20 protein-coding genes and 1 pseudogene are annotated in these 19,706 nt (G+C 33.7%); 19 read left to right on the top strand and 2 right to left on the bottom strand.

Annotation, left to right across the window (positions count from 1 at the left end):
* Positions 1-169: 169 nt before the first annotated feature.
* Positions 170-1,393, top strand: a complete 1,224-nt coding sequence (locus tag AC1DOV_RS33245) for a hypothetical protein (RefSeq protein ID WP_441886966.1) — start codon at positions 170-172, stop codon at positions 1,391-1,393.
* Between the two features lie 858 nt (positions 1,394-2,251).
* Here AC1DOV_RS33245 and AC1DOV_RS33240 read toward each other — a convergent pair.
* A pseudogene (locus tag AC1DOV_RS33240) lies at positions 2,252-2,392 on the bottom strand (IS3 family transposase); the annotation flags it as partial.
* Positions 2,356-2,523, bottom strand: a complete 168-nt coding sequence (locus AC1DOV_RS33235) for a DUF3991 domain-containing protein (protein ID WP_477552022.1) — start codon at positions 2,521-2,523, stop codon at positions 2,356-2,358. The gene AC1DOV_RS33235 and the pseudogene AC1DOV_RS33240, both read right to left, overlap by 37 nt.
* A 599-nt stretch (positions 2,524-3,122) precedes the next feature.
* Between AC1DOV_RS33235 and AC1DOV_RS33230 the strand changes: the two genes are divergently transcribed.
* From AC1DOV_RS33230 to AC1DOV_RS33145, 18 genes are all read left to right on the top strand, one after another.
* Positions 3,123-5,132, top strand: coding sequence for an ATP-dependent nuclease (locus AC1DOV_RS33230; RefSeq protein WP_441886968.1), 2,010 nt, complete (start codon positions 3,123-3,125; stop codon positions 5,130-5,132).
* Positions 5,125-7,059 carry a UvrD-helicase domain-containing protein gene (locus tag AC1DOV_RS33225; protein WP_441886996.1) on the top strand — a complete coding sequence of 645 codons (1,935 nt, stop codon included), beginning with the start codon at positions 5,125-5,127 and terminating at the stop codon, positions 7,057-7,059. The genes AC1DOV_RS33230 and AC1DOV_RS33225 overlap by 8 nt, the downstream gene beginning before the upstream one ends.
* 39 nt (positions 7,060-7,098) lie before the next feature.
* Positions 7,099-7,848, top strand: coding sequence for a hypothetical protein (locus tag AC1DOV_RS33220; RefSeq protein WP_441886970.1), 750 nt, complete (start codon positions 7,099-7,101; stop codon positions 7,846-7,848).
* 434 nt (positions 7,849-8,282) lie between these two features.
* On the top strand, positions 8,283-8,720 hold the full coding sequence (locus tag AC1DOV_RS33215; RefSeq protein ID WP_441886972.1) for a hypothetical protein: 438 nt from the start codon (positions 8,283-8,285) through the stop codon (positions 8,718-8,720).
* A gap of 91 nt (positions 8,721-8,811) precedes the next feature.
* A complete protein-coding gene (locus tag AC1DOV_RS33210) occupies positions 8,812-8,970 on the top strand; it encodes a hypothetical protein (protein WP_441886974.1) in 159 nt (52 codons plus the stop codon).
* A gap of 221 nt (positions 8,971-9,191) precedes the next feature.
* The gene (locus AC1DOV_RS33205; RefSeq protein WP_477552017.1) at positions 9,192-9,536 is read left to right on the top strand and encodes a hypothetical protein; all 345 of its coding nucleotides are present in this window, start codon (positions 9,192-9,194) and stop codon (positions 9,534-9,536) included.
* A gap of 368 nt (positions 9,537-9,904) precedes the next feature.
* Positions 9,905-10,477 carry a helix-turn-helix domain-containing protein gene (locus AC1DOV_RS33200; RefSeq protein ID WP_441886978.1) on the top strand — a complete coding sequence of 191 codons (573 nt, stop codon included), beginning with the start codon at positions 9,905-9,907 and terminating at the stop codon, positions 10,475-10,477.
* A gap of 55 nt (positions 10,478-10,532) precedes the next feature.
* Positions 10,533-11,570, top strand: a complete 1,038-nt coding sequence (locus tag AC1DOV_RS33195; protein WP_441886980.1) for an MBL fold metallo-hydrolase — start codon at positions 10,533-10,535, stop codon at positions 11,568-11,570.
* 24 nt (positions 11,571-11,594) lie between these two features.
* Complete coding sequence (locus AC1DOV_RS33190) at positions 11,595-11,810, top strand: DUF3006 domain-containing protein (RefSeq protein ID WP_441886982.1); 216 nt, start codon at positions 11,595-11,597, stop codon at positions 11,808-11,810.
* A 71-nt stretch (positions 11,811-11,881) separates the two neighbouring features.
* The gene (locus AC1DOV_RS33185) at positions 11,882-12,235 is read left to right on the top strand and encodes a hypothetical protein (protein WP_441886984.1); all 354 of its coding nucleotides are present in this window, start codon (positions 11,882-11,884) and stop codon (positions 12,233-12,235) included.
* 8 nt (positions 12,236-12,243) lie between these two features.
* Positions 12,244-12,579 carry a hypothetical protein gene (locus tag AC1DOV_RS33180; protein WP_441886986.1) on the top strand — a complete coding sequence of 112 codons (336 nt, stop codon included), beginning with the start codon at positions 12,244-12,246 and terminating at the stop codon, positions 12,577-12,579.
* A 69-nt stretch (positions 12,580-12,648) separates the two neighbouring features.
* Positions 12,649-12,867 (top strand): hypothetical protein, encoded by a 219-nt coding sequence (locus tag AC1DOV_RS33175; RefSeq protein ID WP_441886988.1) that lies wholly within the window; start codon positions 12,649-12,651, stop codon positions 12,865-12,867.
* Positions 12,868-13,140: 273 nt separating this feature from the next.
* Positions 13,141-13,401, top strand: a complete 261-nt coding sequence (locus AC1DOV_RS33170) for a hypothetical protein (protein WP_441886990.1) — start codon at positions 13,141-13,143, stop codon at positions 13,399-13,401.
* A gap of 25 nt (positions 13,402-13,426) precedes the next feature.
* Positions 13,427-13,960, top strand: coding sequence for a hypothetical protein (locus tag AC1DOV_RS33165; protein ID WP_441886992.1), 534 nt, complete (start codon positions 13,427-13,429; stop codon positions 13,958-13,960).
* 35 nt (positions 13,961-13,995) lie between these two features.
* Positions 13,996-14,532: a hypothetical protein gene (locus tag AC1DOV_RS33160; protein ID WP_477552016.1), complete on the top strand. Its 537-nt coding sequence runs from the start codon at positions 13,996-13,998 to the stop codon at positions 14,530-14,532.
* Between the two features lie 861 nt (positions 14,533-15,393).
* The gene (locus AC1DOV_RS33155) at positions 15,394-15,579 is read left to right on the top strand and encodes a hypothetical protein (protein ID WP_441887153.1); all 186 of its coding nucleotides are present in this window, start codon (positions 15,394-15,396) and stop codon (positions 15,577-15,579) included.
* Between the two features lie 973 nt (positions 15,580-16,552).
* On the top strand, positions 16,553-18,694 hold the full coding sequence (locus tag AC1DOV_RS33150; protein ID WP_441887151.1) for a DEAD/DEAH box helicase: 2,142 nt from the start codon (positions 16,553-16,555) through the stop codon (positions 18,692-18,694).
* 2 nt (positions 18,695-18,696) lie between these two features.
* Positions 18,697-19,437: a DUF2290 domain-containing protein gene (locus AC1DOV_RS33145; RefSeq protein ID WP_441887149.1), complete on the top strand. Its 741-nt coding sequence runs from the start codon at positions 18,697-18,699 to the stop codon at positions 19,435-19,437.
* Positions 19,438-19,706 lie beyond the last annotated feature (269 nt).

Genomic DNA, 19,706 nt, shown 5'->3' with positions numbered 1-19,706 from the left:
TCAGGATATGATTTTGAATAAGGAAATCATAAGAGATGCCGCGCAGTTTTTTTAGCTTTTAAAAGAGGTTGATCCCGATGATTCATCTATTAATAAGCTTGACGAAAAGAACATGGTTTCTTTCAAAATGCATCTCATCTTACTTGGCAAGCTGAAGGGAGTTTCATTAATGAGATTAGTAAGATTTTATTATGATGAGTCTTTCCATGACAGAAAAATAACCTTAAAGGGTAAAGAAGTTAATATATATAAAGTAGATGCAAGTGACTCCTTCGTTGCTGTTTTCGTCGGTGGGGATAATGCTGTAATTGATGGATTAAATAATAAGTTCTCAAGATTTGAAACAAAACATAAGAAAAGTTTTGGATTAGAATATGAACAAGAGTTAAAGGCAACAGTTATAGGAAAAAGAAATTTCAAACACGGGGTATCTTCTTTTAACAAAGATACATTAACTTTTTACAAAGATTACTTTTCGATATATACAGAAAGTGTATACATCCAAGTAAATGTTATTAGTAAAACTGCACAAGTTATTTGGACGATATTTCAAAATGTTAAACTTCCTTATGTAGTTAAGAAGAAAGAATTTTTATATTCAGTTACAAAATTTCTGAATAATTATAGGTTTAATGATATATTAATTCGAATATTTGAGGAACGGGGGAAACTAAATAGTAAAATTCTTATGAATGAATTCATCAAAAACCTCAAACTTATTTTTGAATCTAGTTCAGATTCTACAAAGAAGAGACTTGAAAGAGCTGCTTTAAACGATTTAATTACTATCCTAAATGGAGTTAAAGATGAACTAAATATTTCTTATTCTTACGAATGGGATTATAACAATATTTTTAATCTATTTGATACATATATCATAGAACATTCAATTATTCCTAAACAAATTGATTTATTTATAGATAATGAAGTAAATACATTGGAAATGGCGACTAAAGATCAAAAATTCAAAAGTGTAACCAGCTGTAAATCAGAAGAGAATGAAGGGATACGCACATGTGATATTTTGAGCAACTTTATTGGAAGAATGGTAAAAGCTTTGTCTGATGAATTACAAGAACCAGTAATAGGTCATGTAACTGATGTTGAAACTTATGATTTTAAAACAAAAAGAATATTAAGTAAAGATTGGTTTAATCTAAATGAAGAGCAATTTAACCTTTATAAAGTCATTAATAATATTTTGAAAAGTGAGAAAACATCTGTATATCATTCTTTCTATTTCGATCATACTATTTTATTTATAGGGATTTTGAGTTATGTTAGTGAGTATTCTACTTATTCAGATTATCAAAAAAATTCATTAGAAATTCATGCTGAGTACTTTAATACTTACTGTTGTATGCTTATTAAAGATCAATATTCATTATTATAAATATTTTTTCATAAGTTAAATCAGTAAAAGGAATAATAATTCATCTGGAATGATTATTGAAGTATTTGTCGCTGCTCACATTATGAAATATAGCAGTATGTATCTAATCAAATAGAGAAAAAAGACTAAAACGTTTGGTCAGAAAGGAGTAAAACAAGATAAAAGGCAATCAAGAGTTAATATGAATAAAAACAAGAGAATACGTTCAAAAGCTACAGTATTGGACTAGGACTCTTCACTCCTATCTATACTTTTGCACACTTTTTTTGTGCGAGCCACTCTTACAGGTGGCTATTTTTTTGTTCGTTAAGTGACCTATGAGTTAAGATCTACGGTTTGGATGATGAAATTAACTTTAATAGAATTAAATTTCAAAGAAAACCAACGAAACCATTTTGATTTAAAGTTCAATTCCTCTCGAATAAAATTATGATTTTCGGAACTCTTCTAGTATGAAAGTAAATTAGTTCTCAGAATAAATGTAGAAGGCAGGGCAAATTATTAGTTAATAGCATTTGATGAAGACGGCAGTTACTAATGAATTAGTGAGTGCTGTTAAAAAAAATAATAATACTCTAGAGAGAGTTGGTTTTCATTCTACAGCTTTAACTATTGAGTAACAGGATGGTTAACGGTACTATCTAGACTCATGGAAATTCGAAAGTGGAAAAGAAGAATATACCGCTTAATGGAAAAAGCTCAAAACAGCATACCGATATATTAACGTCTGTTTGGAGACTGTGATCCATTGATAGAATTTAATAGGAAGCATAAACTAGTTCCCTTAAAGAAAAAGCGTGATATTGAGTATGAAATTGAACTGCTCCCCATCAAGTAGACAGTACAAAAAATAAAGATCTATGAAGCGGCCTTAGCCCTGAATTCCATGGGGCTGAGGCCTTTTAGCTTTTTCTGTAATCGTTCGTAATTGTAAAAATAGATATACATATCAATGTCGTTTTTTAGCTGCTCATAAGTTTGGTATTTATGTAAATAGTACTTCTCACATTTGGGGTTTGGTTCTCATCATACCCAACAAAGACACAATTATCATTTTTATCTTGCTGGTATAATTTTTTTTCGTGCATCATGAAAGATACAATTTCTGGATCGATTCCTCGAACATGAATGAGATAAGAAGCAACTCGCCTAAAGTTAGGTGTTTTGTCTGGAAGAATGAGTTGCCCGCGTTCTTTGAGGGTCTGAAGAGAGGGGGGGACTGAGGTGATTCACATTGCAAGAGAAAGAGACGGCTTCTCTAAACTCCATATTCAAGAACTGCATGACAAAGTCAATAGGACCGCAGCTAGAATCTGTTGAAAAATGGTAGTATTTGTTGTTGTCCTTATAAAAGTAAAGGCCGCCGCGTTGTTTTTAATGAAGAGCGCGGCGACCACCATTTTCGAGTATATAGCCATGAGACTAGGATAAGTAGATTAAGCTGATGCGATTCGCCGTTGAAATTTCCTCATTGCTAAAGGGCACCATTTTATCCATCTGGGTTTCCTCCATAACAATACTAAAAGATGAAATGTATCCAACTTCGTATCGAAGTGGCTACATTTTTTTAATTCTAATGAACCAATAAGAATTTATATACTAAGATTACATAAAAGGAATAAGAAGGAAAATGTCGAAACTAGTTAAATAGTCTTATGAATCTAGTAGAGTAGTTTGGTTTTTATAATAATAATTTGAAGGCACAGATATTGTTTAGGAGGAACTCATCATGGAAATATCAAAATTATGTTTAAAGAATTTTAGGAGTTTTGGTTACGATGGAAGAACTATTTATTTAAACAAACTTTCTGGTTTTGTAGGGGAGAATTCCTCGGGTAAGACTGCACTAATACATGGGTTAGTTAAGCTTTTTGGAGTATCTTCACATGATCGAACACTGGAAAAGTCAGATTTCCATATTCCTAAGCAATCAACAGTTGAATCTATAAAAGAGCTTGAATTATCAATTGAAGCCCGAGTTGATTTTCCTGAATTGGCTGATAGTTCTGCGGATGAGCAAAGCAGAACTAGTATTCCACCATTCTTTAATCAACTTGTAGTACGTTCGACTGCTGAAGCACCATATTTACGTGTAAGATTAGTAGGAACATGGACTGCTGATAACACTCCAGAAGGGGAGATTGAACAAAAGTTGTATTTTGTAACTGTAGCAGAAGGAATCTCAGAGACTGATGAGGATCTTGTACCGGTCACACCGCATCAGCGTTCTGCAATACAAGTCTTATACGTACCTGCAGTAAGGGAGCCCTCAACACAATTACGTAATGCCTCTGGAACAATACTGTGGAGGATTTTAAATAATATTTCTTGGCCGGATGACATTGACGAAACTATAAAGACAAAAATGGAGCCAGTAAATGAACTATTCAATGGAATTAATGGGGTTTCTCAGATTAGAAGTGTTATTAGTGAGGAGTGGAAGAAGTATCACAAGGACACTCGATATCAAGATGCTAAATTACAGTTTAGCAGCTCAACACTAGCTTCAATTTTAAAAAAAATTGAAGTATCATTTTCTCCCACCCATGACTTAGGGGAATATAGTGTCGATAAGTTGGGTGATGGTCTAAGATCTTTATTCTACTTATCTCTGGTGTCATCACTCCTTGAAGCGGAAGTCAAAATTACAGGGAAATCAAATGCTTCTTTAACTCTCCTTGCTGTAGAAGAGCCAGAGAATCATATATCGCCACATTTATTAGGCAGAGTAATGGATAATTTAAAGAATATTTCAAATAAGAGTAACGCACAAGTTGTGTTGACATCACATAGTGCTTCAATTATCAAACGTGTAGATCCAGAGAATTTAGCTCATTTGAGAATTGACCCAAATAGCTATACAACAATTGTGAAGAAAGTTATTCTACCCGATAAGAAATCAGAAGCATACACGTATATTAAAGAAGCTGTCAGAGCCTACCCTGAAATCTATTTTTCAAGGTTAGTCATTTTAGGCGAAGGTGATTCTGAAGAAATTGTAATTCCAAGAGTCTTGGAAGTTAACAATATTTATGCTGATGATTATGGCATATCGATTGTTCCCTTAGGTGGCAGACACGTTAATCATATGTGGAAGCTACTGAACGAGTTGGATATTCCTCATATTACGTTATTGGACTTAGATCGGGAACGCGGTGGTGGGGGCTGGAGCCGTATTAAATATGCAATCAAGCAGTTAATCATTAATGGTCGAAATCGTGATGAATTATTAAAAGTATGGTATGGAAACAGAGAAGAAATTCTAACTGATGATGATCTTGAAGAATTCGATGAGTATTCTATGGAACCCGATTGGTTAGTATCAATGAACGATCTTTGGTTAGGAAGACTAATGGAAGATAACTATAATGTTTTCTTTTCTTCCCCTATGGATTTAGATTTTCTAATGTTGGAAACATTTCCAAAAGCATATAAAGAAACAGTGCCGAGAGGTCCGAGTATTCCAGATAAGGTTAAGAATCCGCAGAGTTATGCTAAGAAGATTAAGGGAGGAATTGTGTCTGCCTTAAAAAATGAAAATGCAACAGGTTATACCTATACGCCAGAACAACATGAACTAATGGTTTGGTACAACACTCTATTTCTCGGCAGAAGTAAACCAAGTACACATATTGAGGCTTTAATAAAAATAACTGATGAAAACTTGCTAACAGATATGCCGGAGGTTTTTAAAAGCATTGTGAAGCGGGCGAAAGAAATACTTGAAAGGAATGCATGAAAATATGTCATATATTAAACCTGAAGACTGGACTCCGGCAGATGGGTTTACATTAGAACCTGCTGCAGAAATAGCCGTAAGAAATGAGAGGAATAATCTTATTTTAGCAGGTCCTGGTGCAGGTAAAACGGAATTACTTGCACAACGTGCTTGTTTTCTTTTGCAAACTAATCTATGTCCTTCGCCTCAAAAAATATTAGCGATCAGCTTTAAAACGGACGCTGCAAAAAACCTAAAGAAAAGGGTTGAATTAAGGTGTAGTAAGGAACTAGCAGCACGTTTTGAATCGAGAACGTTTGATTCATTTGCAAAACAGTTGCTAGATCGTTTCAGATTGGGCATACCAGAAACGTATCGACCGGAAAAGGAATACAGTTTGGTATTCACTTCTAGAGAAATACGCGATATTGCAACTGGCTATATTAAGGAGAGACATCCTAACCAACCTAATTGGCAATACGAAATTAATTTTAATATCTTGTATAAACGTTTGTCTGAAGAAAATTTACCTATATTTGAAGACGAACAAGACATCTATACTTGGGTTTTAGTAAGACTCTGGGACATTTTAGTGCATGGGACAGGGAAGCTACAAAGTACATTGACGTTTCCCATGATTTCCAAACTTGCTGATTATTTATTAAAAGTTAACCCGATGATAAAGAGGGCACTTCAACAAACATATAGTCATGTTTTTCTAGATGAGTTCCAAGATACGACCTATCTACAATACGAATTAGTAAAGACAATTTTTTTAGGAACTTCCACAACACTGACAAGCGTAGGAGATGATAAACAACGAATTATGGGTTGGGCAGGAGCGTTATCAGATTCTTTTGAACAGTTTAAGCGTGACTTTAGTGCAGGGCAAATTGAGTTAACACAGAACCATAGGTCTGCCCCGAGACTCATCGAAATTCAAAATGTCTTAGCCAAAATAATAAATCAAAATGCAACAGATGCCAGAGTATCTAGTCGGAATAGTGATCAAGAAGGATTGTGTCAGGTTTGGAATTTCCAGACTTATTTAGATGAAGCAACTTTTGTTGCTACAAGCATAGCAAGCAGAATTCATCAAGAGAATATTTCTCCCCGCGATATTTGTATCCTTGTAAAACAACAGGAACAGATTTATGGCCACGCTGTAATTAATGAGTTAGAGCGGCTAGGAATACACGCACGAATAGAGAAAGAATATCAGGATTTAATAGCGGAAGAGTGTGTTCAGCTTATCATTGATTTTATAAGATTAGCTACAGGAGAGAAGACTCATGATTCTTGGGTTAGAGTATCAGAAGTATTAACGTTTGTGAATGGTTATGACATGGAACATGATCACAATAAGATACTAAACATGGAATCTAACCTGAATGATCACATTCTACATTTAAAAATAGAGTTACAACAACTACCGAATGACGAAGACCTTTGCAAACAAGGTGTCGGCGAGATTGTAAAGGGAATCTTCAATTTTGTAGGACTAGAAAGAATATTTCGGTTATTTCCAAAGTATGCAAATGGCACTTACTTTAAACGAGCAACAATGGAAGCAGTTGAAAAATTAACTGTTGCATATTTGAAACATTTAGATTGGAGTAGTAGTATTTCGGATTTGTTAGGTTTGTTTAGCATACCTGTCATGACAATTCATAAGAGTAAAGGGCTAGAGTATGATACGGTTATCTTTTTAGGATTAGAGGACGATGCGTTTTGGAGCTTTAACACTCAGAAACTTGAGGATATGTGCGCATTTTTTGTTGCCTTATCGAGAGCGAAGAAACAATGCTTCTTTACCTTTAGTGCTTCGAGAGAAACATCGCGTTTCGGTGATGTTCAAATAAGGGCTCAGTCTAACCATGGCATTTCAACGCTATATCAGCTATTACAAAATGCAAACGTTGAGGTTCTAGATGTAAGTGTTGTTTAAGCTTAATGTTGCGTACAGGGGAGGGAGCGGGCGAAAGATATGAAAGTTCTAGGAATTGATCTTTCGGTTATTATCATTGCATTAATAACAGCATATATTGGATATCAATTTAATCACACATCTAAAAAAAGAGAAGCATTCCTCAAAGAATTGACTAACAGCTATAATGAGGTCTATTCTTCAATGTTTGAACAACTACTTTTAATTATGGAAACAGAAGGAAAAACGAAGAAATTAGAGCAAATAGAATCTTTTATGGATGAGTACTCGAGTAAGGATTCCAAGATTCGATTTATCGCTTCGACGATCTTATTGGAGTACTTTTATAAGTTAAGAGTTATTTACAAAAAGTATAAGAATGAAAACAACAGGTCAAACGAGAAAGAATTAATGGATCAAATAAAAGGTTTATTTGTGATGATCGAAAATGAATATTGGGATGCACATGACATTATCTATGAAAATCATAAACAGTTTGTAAGTGATACATTTAATAATCCTATCTTTGTAGTTTTAGGAAGTCTATTTAGAATCGTATATCATCTATCTGTATTTTTGTTTTGGATTAGTGCGGTTATTCTTTATTTTACAATTGCTCATTTAATTGTACCCCTAGAATGGGTACCCAAATGGTGGAACATTTATTATGGCTTGTTGTTACTAGGTATGACAACTACTGTCTTTGCTATAATGATGATGTTTAAAGAAATGGTTATGAAGAAAAACAGAAGAGAAAGTAAGGTCGTAAAGAATTTTAAGATAACCTTAAAAAAACTATTTCGAAGATAAATGATATAGATTATATCAATACTGCAAAGAGGATTATATGAGTCTAAAAAGTATTTCGGAAAATAGGAAGTATGATTTTTTTCCACGTTAAAGTCAGCGTCGGTAACAGTAATTCTCCTCATTATTATATACTACATAGGTACTCACTATCTTCCAGTAGTACTAATTGAATATTCTAAACATCTAAAATGGTTATTAGTTTTATACCTTGTCTGCTCTTTTTACATTTAATTCGAAGTAAGAATGGATGCTACTGACTTCAATTGTGATCCGTATACAAATATCAAAATTGATGTAATGAATGAAGAGTTAATTGATAGAGCAAGAAAATATTACGACACAATTGAAAGTGAGTAGAAGATAGAAATGGCACTGAAAAATGATATTTTATACTGCCTGAACTAAATAGCCTTTAAATATAGGAGGTGAAATATTTGAAATTAAATAAGTTTATTTATGTAGGAGTCATTGGGATTTTAGCAATTGTCTTTAATACAGGATGCGAGACAACATCTATAACACCTGAGAAACAGGAGACTGTTCAAAAAGTCGATAATTCTAATTCTGTAAAACAAGAAGTTACTAAAAAACCTGAAGCATCTAAACCAATAGAAACACCAAAAGCATCTGTAAAAGAGGAGATAGTCCAAAAACCAGAAATACCAGTAAAATACTATGGTGTCCAATGGGGGAACCAAGACAATGAATGGGTATTTTCTGATGATTGGGTTCAACCCGAAAAGTTAAATTTTATTGAGTCAATGGAGATATTAAACACTTGTAAAAAGGGAAAAGACAGTAATACTCAAGCTAATAAGGAAGCAGTTCAAGCATGCTTAAGTGATAAATTCACCAGTAAAATTGCCAAATAATATAGACTTATTTGTATGAGTTATTTATTCTTCAGAAGCAATAAAAGGGTTAATTCATAAGGAAAATCATAATAAGGAGGAGTTGAAACATATGTTAAATGAAATAGTTGAATTTCATAACAGTGGCAGATTGCAACAAGGTAAGGTTGTTAAGATTAATGATGATGGAGCAAGTGTAATCATTGAAAAAGTACTTGACAATGGTAAAAAAATCTCAATTTTAGTTGCTATTGATGCCATACTTAATTAATAAAAGACATGTTTTAATCAATTTAACTGTAACTACTCTAATTCGAAGAGAGTGTTGTTTATGTCATGGGAAAGCGTGATTAATGCCATTTTTAAAGATTTAGTAAATGCACAGAAAAACCAACATCACGATAACCCTCACTTAATCAAAGCTGCAAATGAATTTGTAGTTATATTGAAAAAACAAAAGCTATTTTTCATGTTTCTTCAGATAGACAAACAATGCAGACCTATATGCTTGCATTGCAAGATAGATGGGACGAATTATATGATATAGTTCAAGATAATGTGGTGAGCATTGAATTAAACAATCTATTAAATCGGATTGAAGAAGGATATTTTTCTTTAAAAAAAGAATATTTCAAGCGAATAGATAGAATTGATAAACCCCAAACTTCACGAAAACCAATTGAACCGAAGAAAAAAGAAGATCCTATCTTGAAGAGTTCCGTTCTTAAATTAGAAGATAGTGTTTTAAGGTCAAGAAAGCGTTTGAAAGTGGAGAGAGCAGAGAAGAAATTAGTTATTTATATCTTACTAGTTCGAAGAGTAAACTCCAACCTGTAAAATACGATAGCGACAGATGGCATGGAACTAATCCATGCTGTTTGGTCGTCATAACTTCGATTGGTTATCTTCTGCATCACAGCAGATAGACGCATCAACCTCTTCCATCCGTAACCCCTTCGCTTTAAAACTACTCTTTCTCCATCGAGTGTTAATGGTTAACCGCTTCTTCCCATTGTTCGAGTGTGTGTATGCTAACTCTGATGGAGGGGACTAGCGATGAGATGAGTATAGCATGGCATATCCATAAATAGAAAAAGTATGTTCATATTAAATGAGAACAATGGCACAACTAAAATAAAACTAATAAGTTATTGATTTACATATGTAAATATGCTAAAAATTTATAAAATAGGAGTGATGAGATAATGCTTTCTTTCGAACCATTTAGGAGATTGTTGGCTTATAGAAATATTAAAATAGTAGACTTGATTATTGAAGGCGGTTTTTCATCTACTACGACTGCCAAGATAAATAAGGATGAACCAATCCAGTTTGAAACTTTGGATCGCTTATGTGCTCTAATGGGAGTACCAGTAGAGGACATTGTTGTATTTGTCGATGATGAGGGCAACAAGTTGAAAAACAAGGATGAGAATTACGAAGAGTTAAAGTTGGAGATTGTCAAATTGAGAGAAGTTATTTCAGCGCAGGAAAGAGAAAACCAAGAATTGCTAAACAAAATCAACGCTGCAAAGCATCGTAGGGAAGAAAAAGAGCAGAATGAAACTGTTAAACAGAAAAAATACACAATTAAAAACCTAAAACAAATTAGAAAATCAAGTGGATTAAAGCAGTCAGATATATCTGATAGTATGGGCATTACTAGTTCGTATGTAAGTATGTTTGAACGTGGACAGCATTATTTTAGTGAAAAGCAATTAAACATTATCAAAGAGCTATTGACTATTCCAGATGAGAATATTATCGAGATGGTATAAATGTCTGATTTTATAGATAATAAATGTGTTTTTCAAAGAACTGGGGGTATCAGTAATGAAACGTTTTTTATCACTCACATTAATGTTTGTTTTCATATTATCGGCAATACCAGTTTACGCAGCAACTCCAGCCAAAACGCTTAAAGTGCACTTTATCGATGTTGGTCAAGGAGCATCTCAGTTGATTGTTGGTTCAACAGGTAAAACGATTCTTATCGATGCTGGCAATAACAGTGAGGAGAAGACGATTGTTGAATATATTAAGAAGCAGAAGATAAAGAAGATAGATATTTTAGTAGGGACACATCCTGATGCAGACCATGTTGGTGGATTAGATGCTGTGATTTCAAACTTTGAAATCGGTAAAATCTATATGCCTAAAGTAGTATCGACTACCAAAACGTATGAAGACGTTTTGTCTGCAATTAAGAAGAAGAGTCTCAAAGTTACAACTGCTAAAGCTGGTTTGATTCTTGATTGGGAAAAGGATGCAACTGTTAAGATGATAGCGCCTGTTAGCACTTACGATGACGCTAATGAGATGAGTGCGGTAATCAAACTTACATACGGTAGCACTTCATTTTTGCTTATGGGTGATGCCGAATCAAAAAGTGAGAATGACATCCTAAAGTCCAAAGTGGATATCAAGTCGGATGTTTTACTAGTTGGTCATCATGGTTCTATTTCGTCAACATCCCAAAAGTTCTTGAATGCGGTGAATCCTAAACATGCTGTAATTCAAGTGGGTAAGAACAGCTACGGTCATCCAACTAGTGATATTCTTAAACGACTTACTGATAAGAAAGTAAAAATATATCGAAATGATAAACAAGGTACGATTGTTTTCACAACTGATGGTAAGAAAATTACGACATCACAAAACGAATGGAAAGCCAATTCAATTACTACTAATCCAACTACCACGCAGACACCTAAAGCTACACCTAAACCATCAGAGAAACCAAAGCAAGAGAATGTAGTCTATGCTAATTGTGCAGCGGTGAAAGCAGCAGGGGCAGCTCCTATACACAAGGGAGATGCTGGTTATAGTACTAAACTAGATCGAGATGGCGATGGGGTAGCTTGCGAATAAATAATTGTAAGGAGGGATAAGTCGATGAAGGGTATTGTTGACAGGATTGAAGGCAATGTAGTTGTAATTGAGATTGATGGTCAAACACAGGATATTAACAAGAATGATGTTTCATCAGATATTAAAGTCGGAGATGTAGTTTTATTAGTCTCTGGCAAATGGATAACTGATGAAACTGAAACTAAACAAAGAGAATCAAAGATAATAAAGCTGATGGATGATGTTTGGGAAGACGATTAATTAAAAACGGAGATTTTAATCACAGGAGGTTTATCTTTCATAAACTCTTCAGTAGGAAGGCGGTCAATGCAATGGTACACATTCTAGGAAGCTACAGGGACATTGTCTACGTAAGAAAATTGATTAATAATTTTTATAACGATATTGACAATCAAAGAATGAATAAGGATGAAAGATACGTAGATAGAGTACATAAATCATTTCTTGTATTGGTGCAATATACACAGAGAGGTAATAAATCTATCGACAAGGGTGTAATTGCGAATCTAATTGCAGTAGAGAAAGATTATAATCTTTTTTTACTTAAAATTGGTGAACCAAGTAATTACAGTCTTACTAAACCTGATATGAAAAAAAAAAGAGGTTTGTACAAAATACTATTGACAAAAAGAAAACTCTTAAGGGAGCTTTCTTTGGTGGTCTAACAATAATTGTGATTATCATAGCAGGAATCGTTGTTACTATTATTGATAATATACAAACGGATAAATATTATTTTAACTTAGTCGAATCAAGACTGGAGCGTGCTGAGCCTAGACTTGAAACAAATTTGATTTATGTAGAGAGACTATCTTGTGAGAAGGTAACTTTCTCAGATGCAGCAGGCGTTAGTTATAGTTGTAAGTTTTACGCTACAGGAAAAAATGGTAAAGAGTTTGATATCAATGCTTCCATAACTAAGAGTTTTGATAGTGTAATCAATATGGGCGTTTTTGATCATAACGACAGTTCTAAAGATAGGAAGGCACTTGCAATAGGATCTTTTTAGTTGTTATGCATTTGGTTGAAAGGTCAATTTCAAGATATACATCAGAGACAAACAGGAGGATTATAGAAAGTGGAAGGAATAGTATATATTCTAGTTTTAATTGCACTTATTATATCGCTGAGACAAGTTTATCTTATTTTTAAGAAGGACATTCCAAGAGCAAGATCAAAGAAAATCATTTGTGATGAATGCGGTAGAGGATTTAAGGATGTTGAAATAGTTGTAATCTGCCCACATCGTAATACTAAATACGTTAGACATGTAGATGGTGAGTTGAAAAAACAATAATGGTTATTTTAATGCGGTGAAATGTCAGTTTTAAGTGGGGGAGGGGAGTGATTTTGTTCAAAGGTATAGAGATTAATGGAATTGTTTTTTCAAAAGCGACAATGATCATGATGAGTTTCTGAATGCATTCATTGAGTTTGTTGAAGTTAACGGATGGAATTTTGGTGGAGGAACAAAAGAAGTTAATATCGATGATGAATAAGGAATAAAAGATCCATTTCAATAGTCGAGAGTTAATTTTTCTGTGTGAATTTTATATTTAGGAGTGTTATTATGACTAAAGAATATGAGGAACTAATTAGAATATTCGATGATCTCTATGATAAAGGGTACAGATTTTTAAACTCAGTTGAAAACGAAGTTAATGTAGAAGAACCATTTGGCAGTGGCAAATTAGTAACTCCAATAATGGATAGAAAATTATATATTGACGCAGAAATTGTTACTGAAGATGAGAAGGAAAGAGGATTCAATTTTATTGCATTCCGCAAATCAGTAAAGTTGAAGGATGGAAAACCTATTAAATTTAAATAAAAAGACTCATTTTTAAGGAGTAGACATGATCCAATCTGATCATATACAACTAAGATACGTTCAACGAGTTCTTGGAATTGCTAATGAAAATGAAGCTCAGGCATACCTGAATAAAAATAAGTACAAAATTTACTACGACTTGGATATGCTTTTTAACAAATCTGAATTAATTCATGACAGATTTTCACCAGATAAAGACGGAATACAATACAATTACTATTTAGGAAATTACAATATTTTATTTGTTATCTCATTTAAAACAAACGTAGGAGTAACTTTATACAAAATCAAAAATGACGAAGTGAATACTTTATTTTCTAATATAAGAAGAAATAACGATGCGTTTATTAAGTTAGATTCTAAGAAGACAAAACATGATGATTACACAAGGAAGCTTGAGTTTATGATTGATGAGTTAAGGAATCAGTTAACAGACTTAGAGAAAAATTTTAAATTAGAAATTGAAGTAGGTAGGGATTACGCATCTGACTTAAAAGAAATTAGAGGATTAGTTCGGGAAGATTTTAAAAAAATACTATATGGTTTTAAGAATCGATGATTCGTGTTGAAATAACGGATTTATTAGGAGTACTTATGAACAATATTAACGATTTATCTTCGATTATTAAATGTGCTTCAAAAGAAATATGGGAACACAATATTTCAACTGATTATGCTAAGGGTAGACTTAGGCAAGAAGCTTCATTACAATCTAGTTTTTACCATCATTTGAGGAATAAAATTGGAGATTCTACTTTGGATTTTTATAATGCAGCAATATATTCAGAATATCATTACAAAGATAAACGTGTTGATTTAGCGGTTGTGGCAATTGAAGAGCATGATTTAGATGAGACTCCAGTAGCGATATTTGAGTTTAAATATAAGAGTCAAGCTTCAGACAATCCTTTTCTTAATGATGTCGAAAAAATATTAGGCTATATAAATAACGAGAATAATTGTTTGTTTTACTTAGGTTTTATTCAAAATGCTGAGTTTGCTGCTTTAGACAATAATTTTTCTTGGTTGAACGAAATACAAACTAAGTTAGGAACTAAACGATTAATTGAAATGAGTGGAGGATTGTTCAGACCAAATGAAGATCCTATATGGAGTTTTAAGCAACATTGACTACTTTGAATAAAATGACGATTTCACTTGAAAGCTGATTAATCAGACTAATGGAAAGAATTTTTAAGTCTATTGAATCAAACCATAACTAAAAAGTTGTGGTTTGATTCAATAGACTTGAGGCAGAGGAGTATTAATTTACAATTATAGTGCCTATACATGGTGTAATTAGTCTTTATATTTACGTGGGTTGTATGCTCTTCTATTTTACAGACCAATTGGATATTAAAAACCTGAGTTATTCTGAAGGAATAATGGTATTAATTGCAGTAATGTTAATTCCACTTTGTTTGTATATGTTTTATTTTGAGATGCTAATAAGATATATGATTCTAAAAGATCAGAAAAAGCAACTCTATAAAATGATCATTCCTTCAGCGAGTGAACAAGAAGAGTTAAAGAATAAGGGGCTAATCATTTTGTATAGTTATGACGCAAATCAAAATGTTTTATGCGAAGAGGGTGAGTTAAACACTGAGAAAGTTAGGTATGTATATAACAGAGAGCATGAAATGTTCTATCGTTATGAAAAAGTTGAATTATAGTTATTCGAAATTGATTCATTTTTCAATTTAGATTAAAGATCTGCATTCATTGTAGGTTAAGGACGCTGCAAGCTAGTTCGCCGTTATAGAAAATTCGTCGAAGAAGCCAATAGGCGTCCATCGTACTGAGTTGCTGCAGATTGTGGATGGAGGCTCGCGGGCGGTGTACTTTCTGGTTCGGCGCCACGCTTGCGGTTGCAGTTAGGTAGACAGCTAGTGTCTAACATCTGACCTACTAGTGTAGATGCTGATTGTATTTTTATTTGCTCTCGAAGAATAATTAATAATCTAAAAAAGACTAAAGGTTGGTGATAAAATGTCAAACAAAGATGAATTAATTTACAATATTCTTAGCAGTGTTTCAGATGCTCTGTTGAATATTAAATACAATCTTGATGATTTGAATCAAATGAACGGGAAAGGAAATAATAATTATTTACAGATGAAAGTGAATGGTATTAAAAAAAATGTACTTGAGCTTGAGAAAACACTAAAATTATAATCGCAATTTTATATTGAGTGCTATCAGCTCGGAAGACATTATTCTTAGGATACGCACTGGCAGCGATGAGGTCAGGGGTTCGATCCCCCTAGGCTCCACCATACTTAAAATGATGAAAACCCTTGCGGAGCAAGGGTATAATAATGGTTATCGAGTATTAAGATTTTATTTATATTTAGTACGAGTCTATTTTATAAATAAAGAGACTAGGATGTGAAAATTGTGTTGCTTTATATTAGTTACTTAGCGCTTGTTGATTGAAAAATCCAGTAACTACAAGGATTTGAGGTACTATTCGTCGAATTCATATGTAAAGTACAGTTGTAATACGATGAAAAACCGTGTAGATGGAGGATGACGATCATGTACCCATCTTACGCTCATGAAGAAAACCAGTTGTTGCTTCCGAGCGAGTTTTTTTGCCTTTTGGCAGTAGTCTGAATCCGGACAATCGCTTGATCATGCTTAATGATCCCGTAGGCACGGGGGGATTAGCAGTATGTGAAATCCTTCATGAAATCGTTCTGCTGCCCAAAGAAGATCTCGGTTTGGAAGGCGCTCGGAGCTTTGATCATCTAGTAAAGAATGTGACAGTCCGAAAATGATAAGATCGTTGGGAATCCGTATCTTCAGTTCTTCCTCGGCTTGACGGACTATCAGGAACGGCCGCTATATCCTCACTCATGGCTCATTTCCGCTTGTGCCTAGGTGAGAAGGAAATCACATAGATGGCTATAGAAGCAATAGGCTGAAAAACAACGGGTTGATGACGACGGTGCCAAGTCCTCTTCACCTGTCGCTCGGGGCGGTAATCTCAAGCGCTCGGAGCCGGAGACGATAATTGAAGTGTTGCATGTTTGTAAACACATTTCATATTGTTTTGTGTATCAATGTTTAATGAGATGTATATAATTAATAAAGAGTGAATTATAATTGAAATGACTGATACGGAGTATAATTTGGAGGGGACAAAATGCTTCATATTGTAAATGGAGAGAAAAGAAACGCAGCCGCCATCGGCTCTTTTCAAAATCTTATAGGAAGGTTAAATGAAAAATATTATGGAACAGTTTATTATGGCTTTGCGTTATCAGAAATTGATAATACAAAAGTTATAATAGATGCATTAATTGTTACGAAAGAAAAAGGTGTCCTAGCAATAAACTTTTCATCGACTACTCCAGAAGAAGATATTAATAACGTAGACAGAATGTATGTTCTTCTAAGATCATTGTTAGAAAAAAACTCTCGGTTGAGAAAAAGAAGAGAGTTGGCTGTTTCAATTAAAGTCATAAATTATGTCCCTACAATTGACGCCATACCAGCTGATTATGCCGACGACTATGTATCTGAACAAAACTTTTTGGACTATTATGAAAATGAGATAGAAGGATTCGAAGAACATTATTTTGAGGCTCTAAATGAGGCATTAGACAAAGTTGTATCAGCAAAGCCAAAAAAACCAAGGAAATCAATAAAAAGTGCAAGCTCACTTGGTGCTAAAATTAAAGAAATAGAACTAGCGGTTGCTAATATGGATATGTGGCAAAGAACTGCAGCCTATGAAATTCCTGACAGGCCACAGAGAATTAGGGGATTAGCTGGCTCGGGTAAAACAGTAGTTCTGGCACTAAAAGCAGCATATCTGCACTTTATGGACCCAGATGCAGATATAGTTGTTACCTTTTATAGTCGAACTTTGTATCAACAATTTAGAAGTTTAATAAAGGAGTTTTATCAACAGTATAGTCAAGGTCACATTGACTTTAATAAGGTTCATGTACTACATGCTTGGGGAACTCTATCTGAACCTGGACTATATTCTAAAGTGGCAGAAAAAATAGGAGCAGATATATACACCTATAAACAAGCAGTAAGTGTATTTGGTGATCAAAATGCGTTTTCCGGCATTTGTGGCGAAATATTAAAAAGCTTAGAATTGAATAATATAGATAATCTCCCCTTATATGATTACGTTCTGATTGATGAAGCACAAGATTTCCCACCATCTTTTTTTCAGCTTACATATAAGTTATTTAAATCACCACAAAAAAAAATAGTATATGCATATGATGAGTTGCAAACGTTAAATAAAAGCTCCATGCCTTCATTAGAAGAAATGTTTGGAGTTGGTGAAAATAAGACACCATTAGTTGACATTAGTAATAGTGATGATTTGTCTAAACCAAGAACTGATATAATTTTACCAATTTGTTATAGAAACAGTAAATGGGCTTTGACTATTGCGCATGCCTTGGGGTTTGGTGTTTATCGTGATGAACTTCAACCGCTCGTTCAGTTCTTTCAAGATTTAGATGTCTGGAAAGAAATTGGTTATGAAAAGATAGACGGTGATTTGGAGTTTAATCACTATGTTAAACTGAGAAGACAACCAAAGGCTACTCCAGCATATTTTGATCGATTGCTTACTCCACAAGATGCTGTATTTGTGCCAAATGCTTTTAATAGTAAAGTTGAGGAGTATATGTGGGTAGCACAACAGATCAAGAAGAACATTACGGAAGATGAATTAGACCCAGACGATATATTGGTAATATTTCCGGAATCATTAAATTCATATAAAAACTATGACCACTTTTCTTCTTACCTACAAATGGCTGGGATTAGCAGTATAATGCCTGGAAAGAATGTGGATAGAGATACATTTACAGTACAAGGGAGTATTACGTGTACGCATATTTATAGGGCTAAAGGTAACGAAAGACCTATGGTTTATTTAGTGGATGCTGAGTATGGAGCTAGAAGTGTAGATCTTATAAGTGTACGTAATACATTATTTACTGCAATAACACGTTCGCGGGCATGGGTGAGAATAACTGGTACAGGTGTTGGAATGGACCAGATTAAAGATGAAATTGAAAAATGCGTACAAAGCGATTACAGCTTAGAGATTAATATTCCTACTAGAAAAGAAATTGAATCGATTAACTTGTTGAACAGAGACACGAGTCAAGAAGACAAAAAGAAAATCAGTAGTGCAGAAAAAGCAACAGGTGATTTAATAGAAATGATTCGCAAGGGATTAGTGTCTATCGATTCAATTCCTCAGCTTAGAGATTTAGCAAATCTTTTAGACAAAAAAGATGAGGAATGAAAATGAGTAATGAGCCCATTGATTATCTGTACCAGCAGTTCAATACTATAAGAGATATGTATCGAGATACTTTAATAATGGAATATATACAGCCAGAAAAAATAGAAAAACACACCAAAAATATTTTCACATATCAAAATCAAGTTCCCACAGGTGATAAGCGTAGTCCGATGAGTGCAAAATATTTTAATAGTTGTACACAATACTTGGCTATGTTTAAAAGAAGATCGTATCATTTTTTATTCTCTGATTGCTCTATCGGCAGATTTCATTATGAATTTGATGTTAATTCCAAATTATCATCTTATAATTTAGTGTGGTTTCCCTGTCCCTTTTCGGATGGCTTTCTTGAAGAAGTAAATGTTAGCGAACTACATCTTTTTGAATTCTTAGATAGTATAGAAGAGATGGATAGTTTTAAATATACGGATTTTTCCTTTCGTACTCCAATTAGAATAGACTATGATGCTAATTATGAGGGCAGTAAAGCTGATTTTCATCCTATATCTCATATTCATTTTCAACATACAAATACTCGTGCCAAGAACAATGGTTTATTTTGTTTGTATAAATTTTTCAATTTTATTATTGAGAATTGCTACCCGGAATATAATTATAAATTCCATGAAGAAGATAATAGTATTACAGAAGAGATGAAGAATAATTCTGCACATTGGTTGAGGGTGAAAAATTCTGTTAATGTTGGATTGGGGAGTAAAATTTATACTAGCTATTCATTTTAAATGCTACATTTTCTTTGCATTTTATTGGTTTGGTGCAATACTAGATTTAAGAAGTAATGGAAAAAAGTTTAAAGAAAAACAATGTATTCAATTTTGATTACATACAGGCTGTCGAGAAAGTGATATGCTCCCCAAATAGTAGACAGGTGAAATAATAAAAAACCTGTTGCTATGAGGGGAGCATTTTCATGTCTAAAGTTAAATATTCCGCATCAGAGAAACTTACCATAATCGGAGAGATCGAAAGTGGTGAACTTGGCTCTATGGCC

Source organism: Paenibacillus sp. 01T47 (assembly GCF_056398245.1).
Note: the sequence above shows the minus strand (reverse complement) of the source record. Positions and strands in the feature narration are given on the sequence as shown.

Coding starts and splice junctions, on each gene's coding strand:
- AC1DOV_RS33245 (WP_441886966.1), top strand. CDS start 170: ATGAGATTAGTAAGATTTTATTATGATGAGTCTTTCCATGACAGAAAA.
- AC1DOV_RS33230 (WP_441886968.1), top strand. CDS start 3,123: ATGGAAATATCAAAATTATGTTTAAAGAATTTTAGGAGTTTTGGTTAC.
- AC1DOV_RS33225 (WP_441886996.1), top strand. CDS start 5,125: ATGCATGAAAATATGTCATATATTAAACCTGAAGACTGGACTCCGGCA.
- AC1DOV_RS33220 (WP_441886970.1), top strand. CDS start 7,099: ATGAAAGTTCTAGGAATTGATCTTTCGGTTATTATCATTGCATTAATA.
- AC1DOV_RS33210 (WP_441886974.1), top strand. CDS start 8,812: ATGTTAAATGAAATAGTTGAATTTCATAACAGTGGCAGATTGCAACAA.
- AC1DOV_RS33205 (WP_477552017.1), top strand. CDS start 9,192: ATGCAGACCTATATGCTTGCATTGCAAGATAGATGGGACGAATTATAT.
- AC1DOV_RS33200 (WP_441886978.1), top strand. CDS start 9,905: ATGCTTTCTTTCGAACCATTTAGGAGATTGTTGGCTTATAGAAATATT.
- AC1DOV_RS33195 (WP_441886980.1), top strand. CDS start 10,533: ATGAAACGTTTTTTATCACTCACATTAATGTTTGTTTTCATATTATCG.
- AC1DOV_RS33190 (WP_441886982.1), top strand. CDS start 11,595: ATGAAGGGTATTGTTGACAGGATTGAAGGCAATGTAGTTGTAATTGAG.
- AC1DOV_RS33185 (WP_441886984.1), top strand. CDS start 11,882: ATGGTACACATTCTAGGAAGCTACAGGGACATTGTCTACGTAAGAAAA.
- AC1DOV_RS33170 (WP_441886990.1), top strand. CDS start 13,141: ATGACTAAAGAATATGAGGAACTAATTAGAATATTCGATGATCTCTAT.
- AC1DOV_RS33165 (WP_441886992.1), top strand. CDS start 13,427: ATGATCCAATCTGATCATATACAACTAAGATACGTTCAACGAGTTCTT.
- AC1DOV_RS33160 (WP_477552016.1), top strand. CDS start 13,996: ATGAACAATATTAACGATTTATCTTCGATTATTAAATGTGCTTCAAAA.
- AC1DOV_RS33155 (WP_441887153.1), top strand. CDS start 15,394: ATGTCAAACAAAGATGAATTAATTTACAATATTCTTAGCAGTGTTTCA.
- AC1DOV_RS33150 (WP_441887151.1), top strand. CDS start 16,553: ATGCTTCATATTGTAAATGGAGAGAAAAGAAACGCAGCCGCCATCGGC.
- AC1DOV_RS33145 (WP_441887149.1), top strand. CDS start 18,697: ATGAGTAATGAGCCCATTGATTATCTGTACCAGCAGTTCAATACTATA.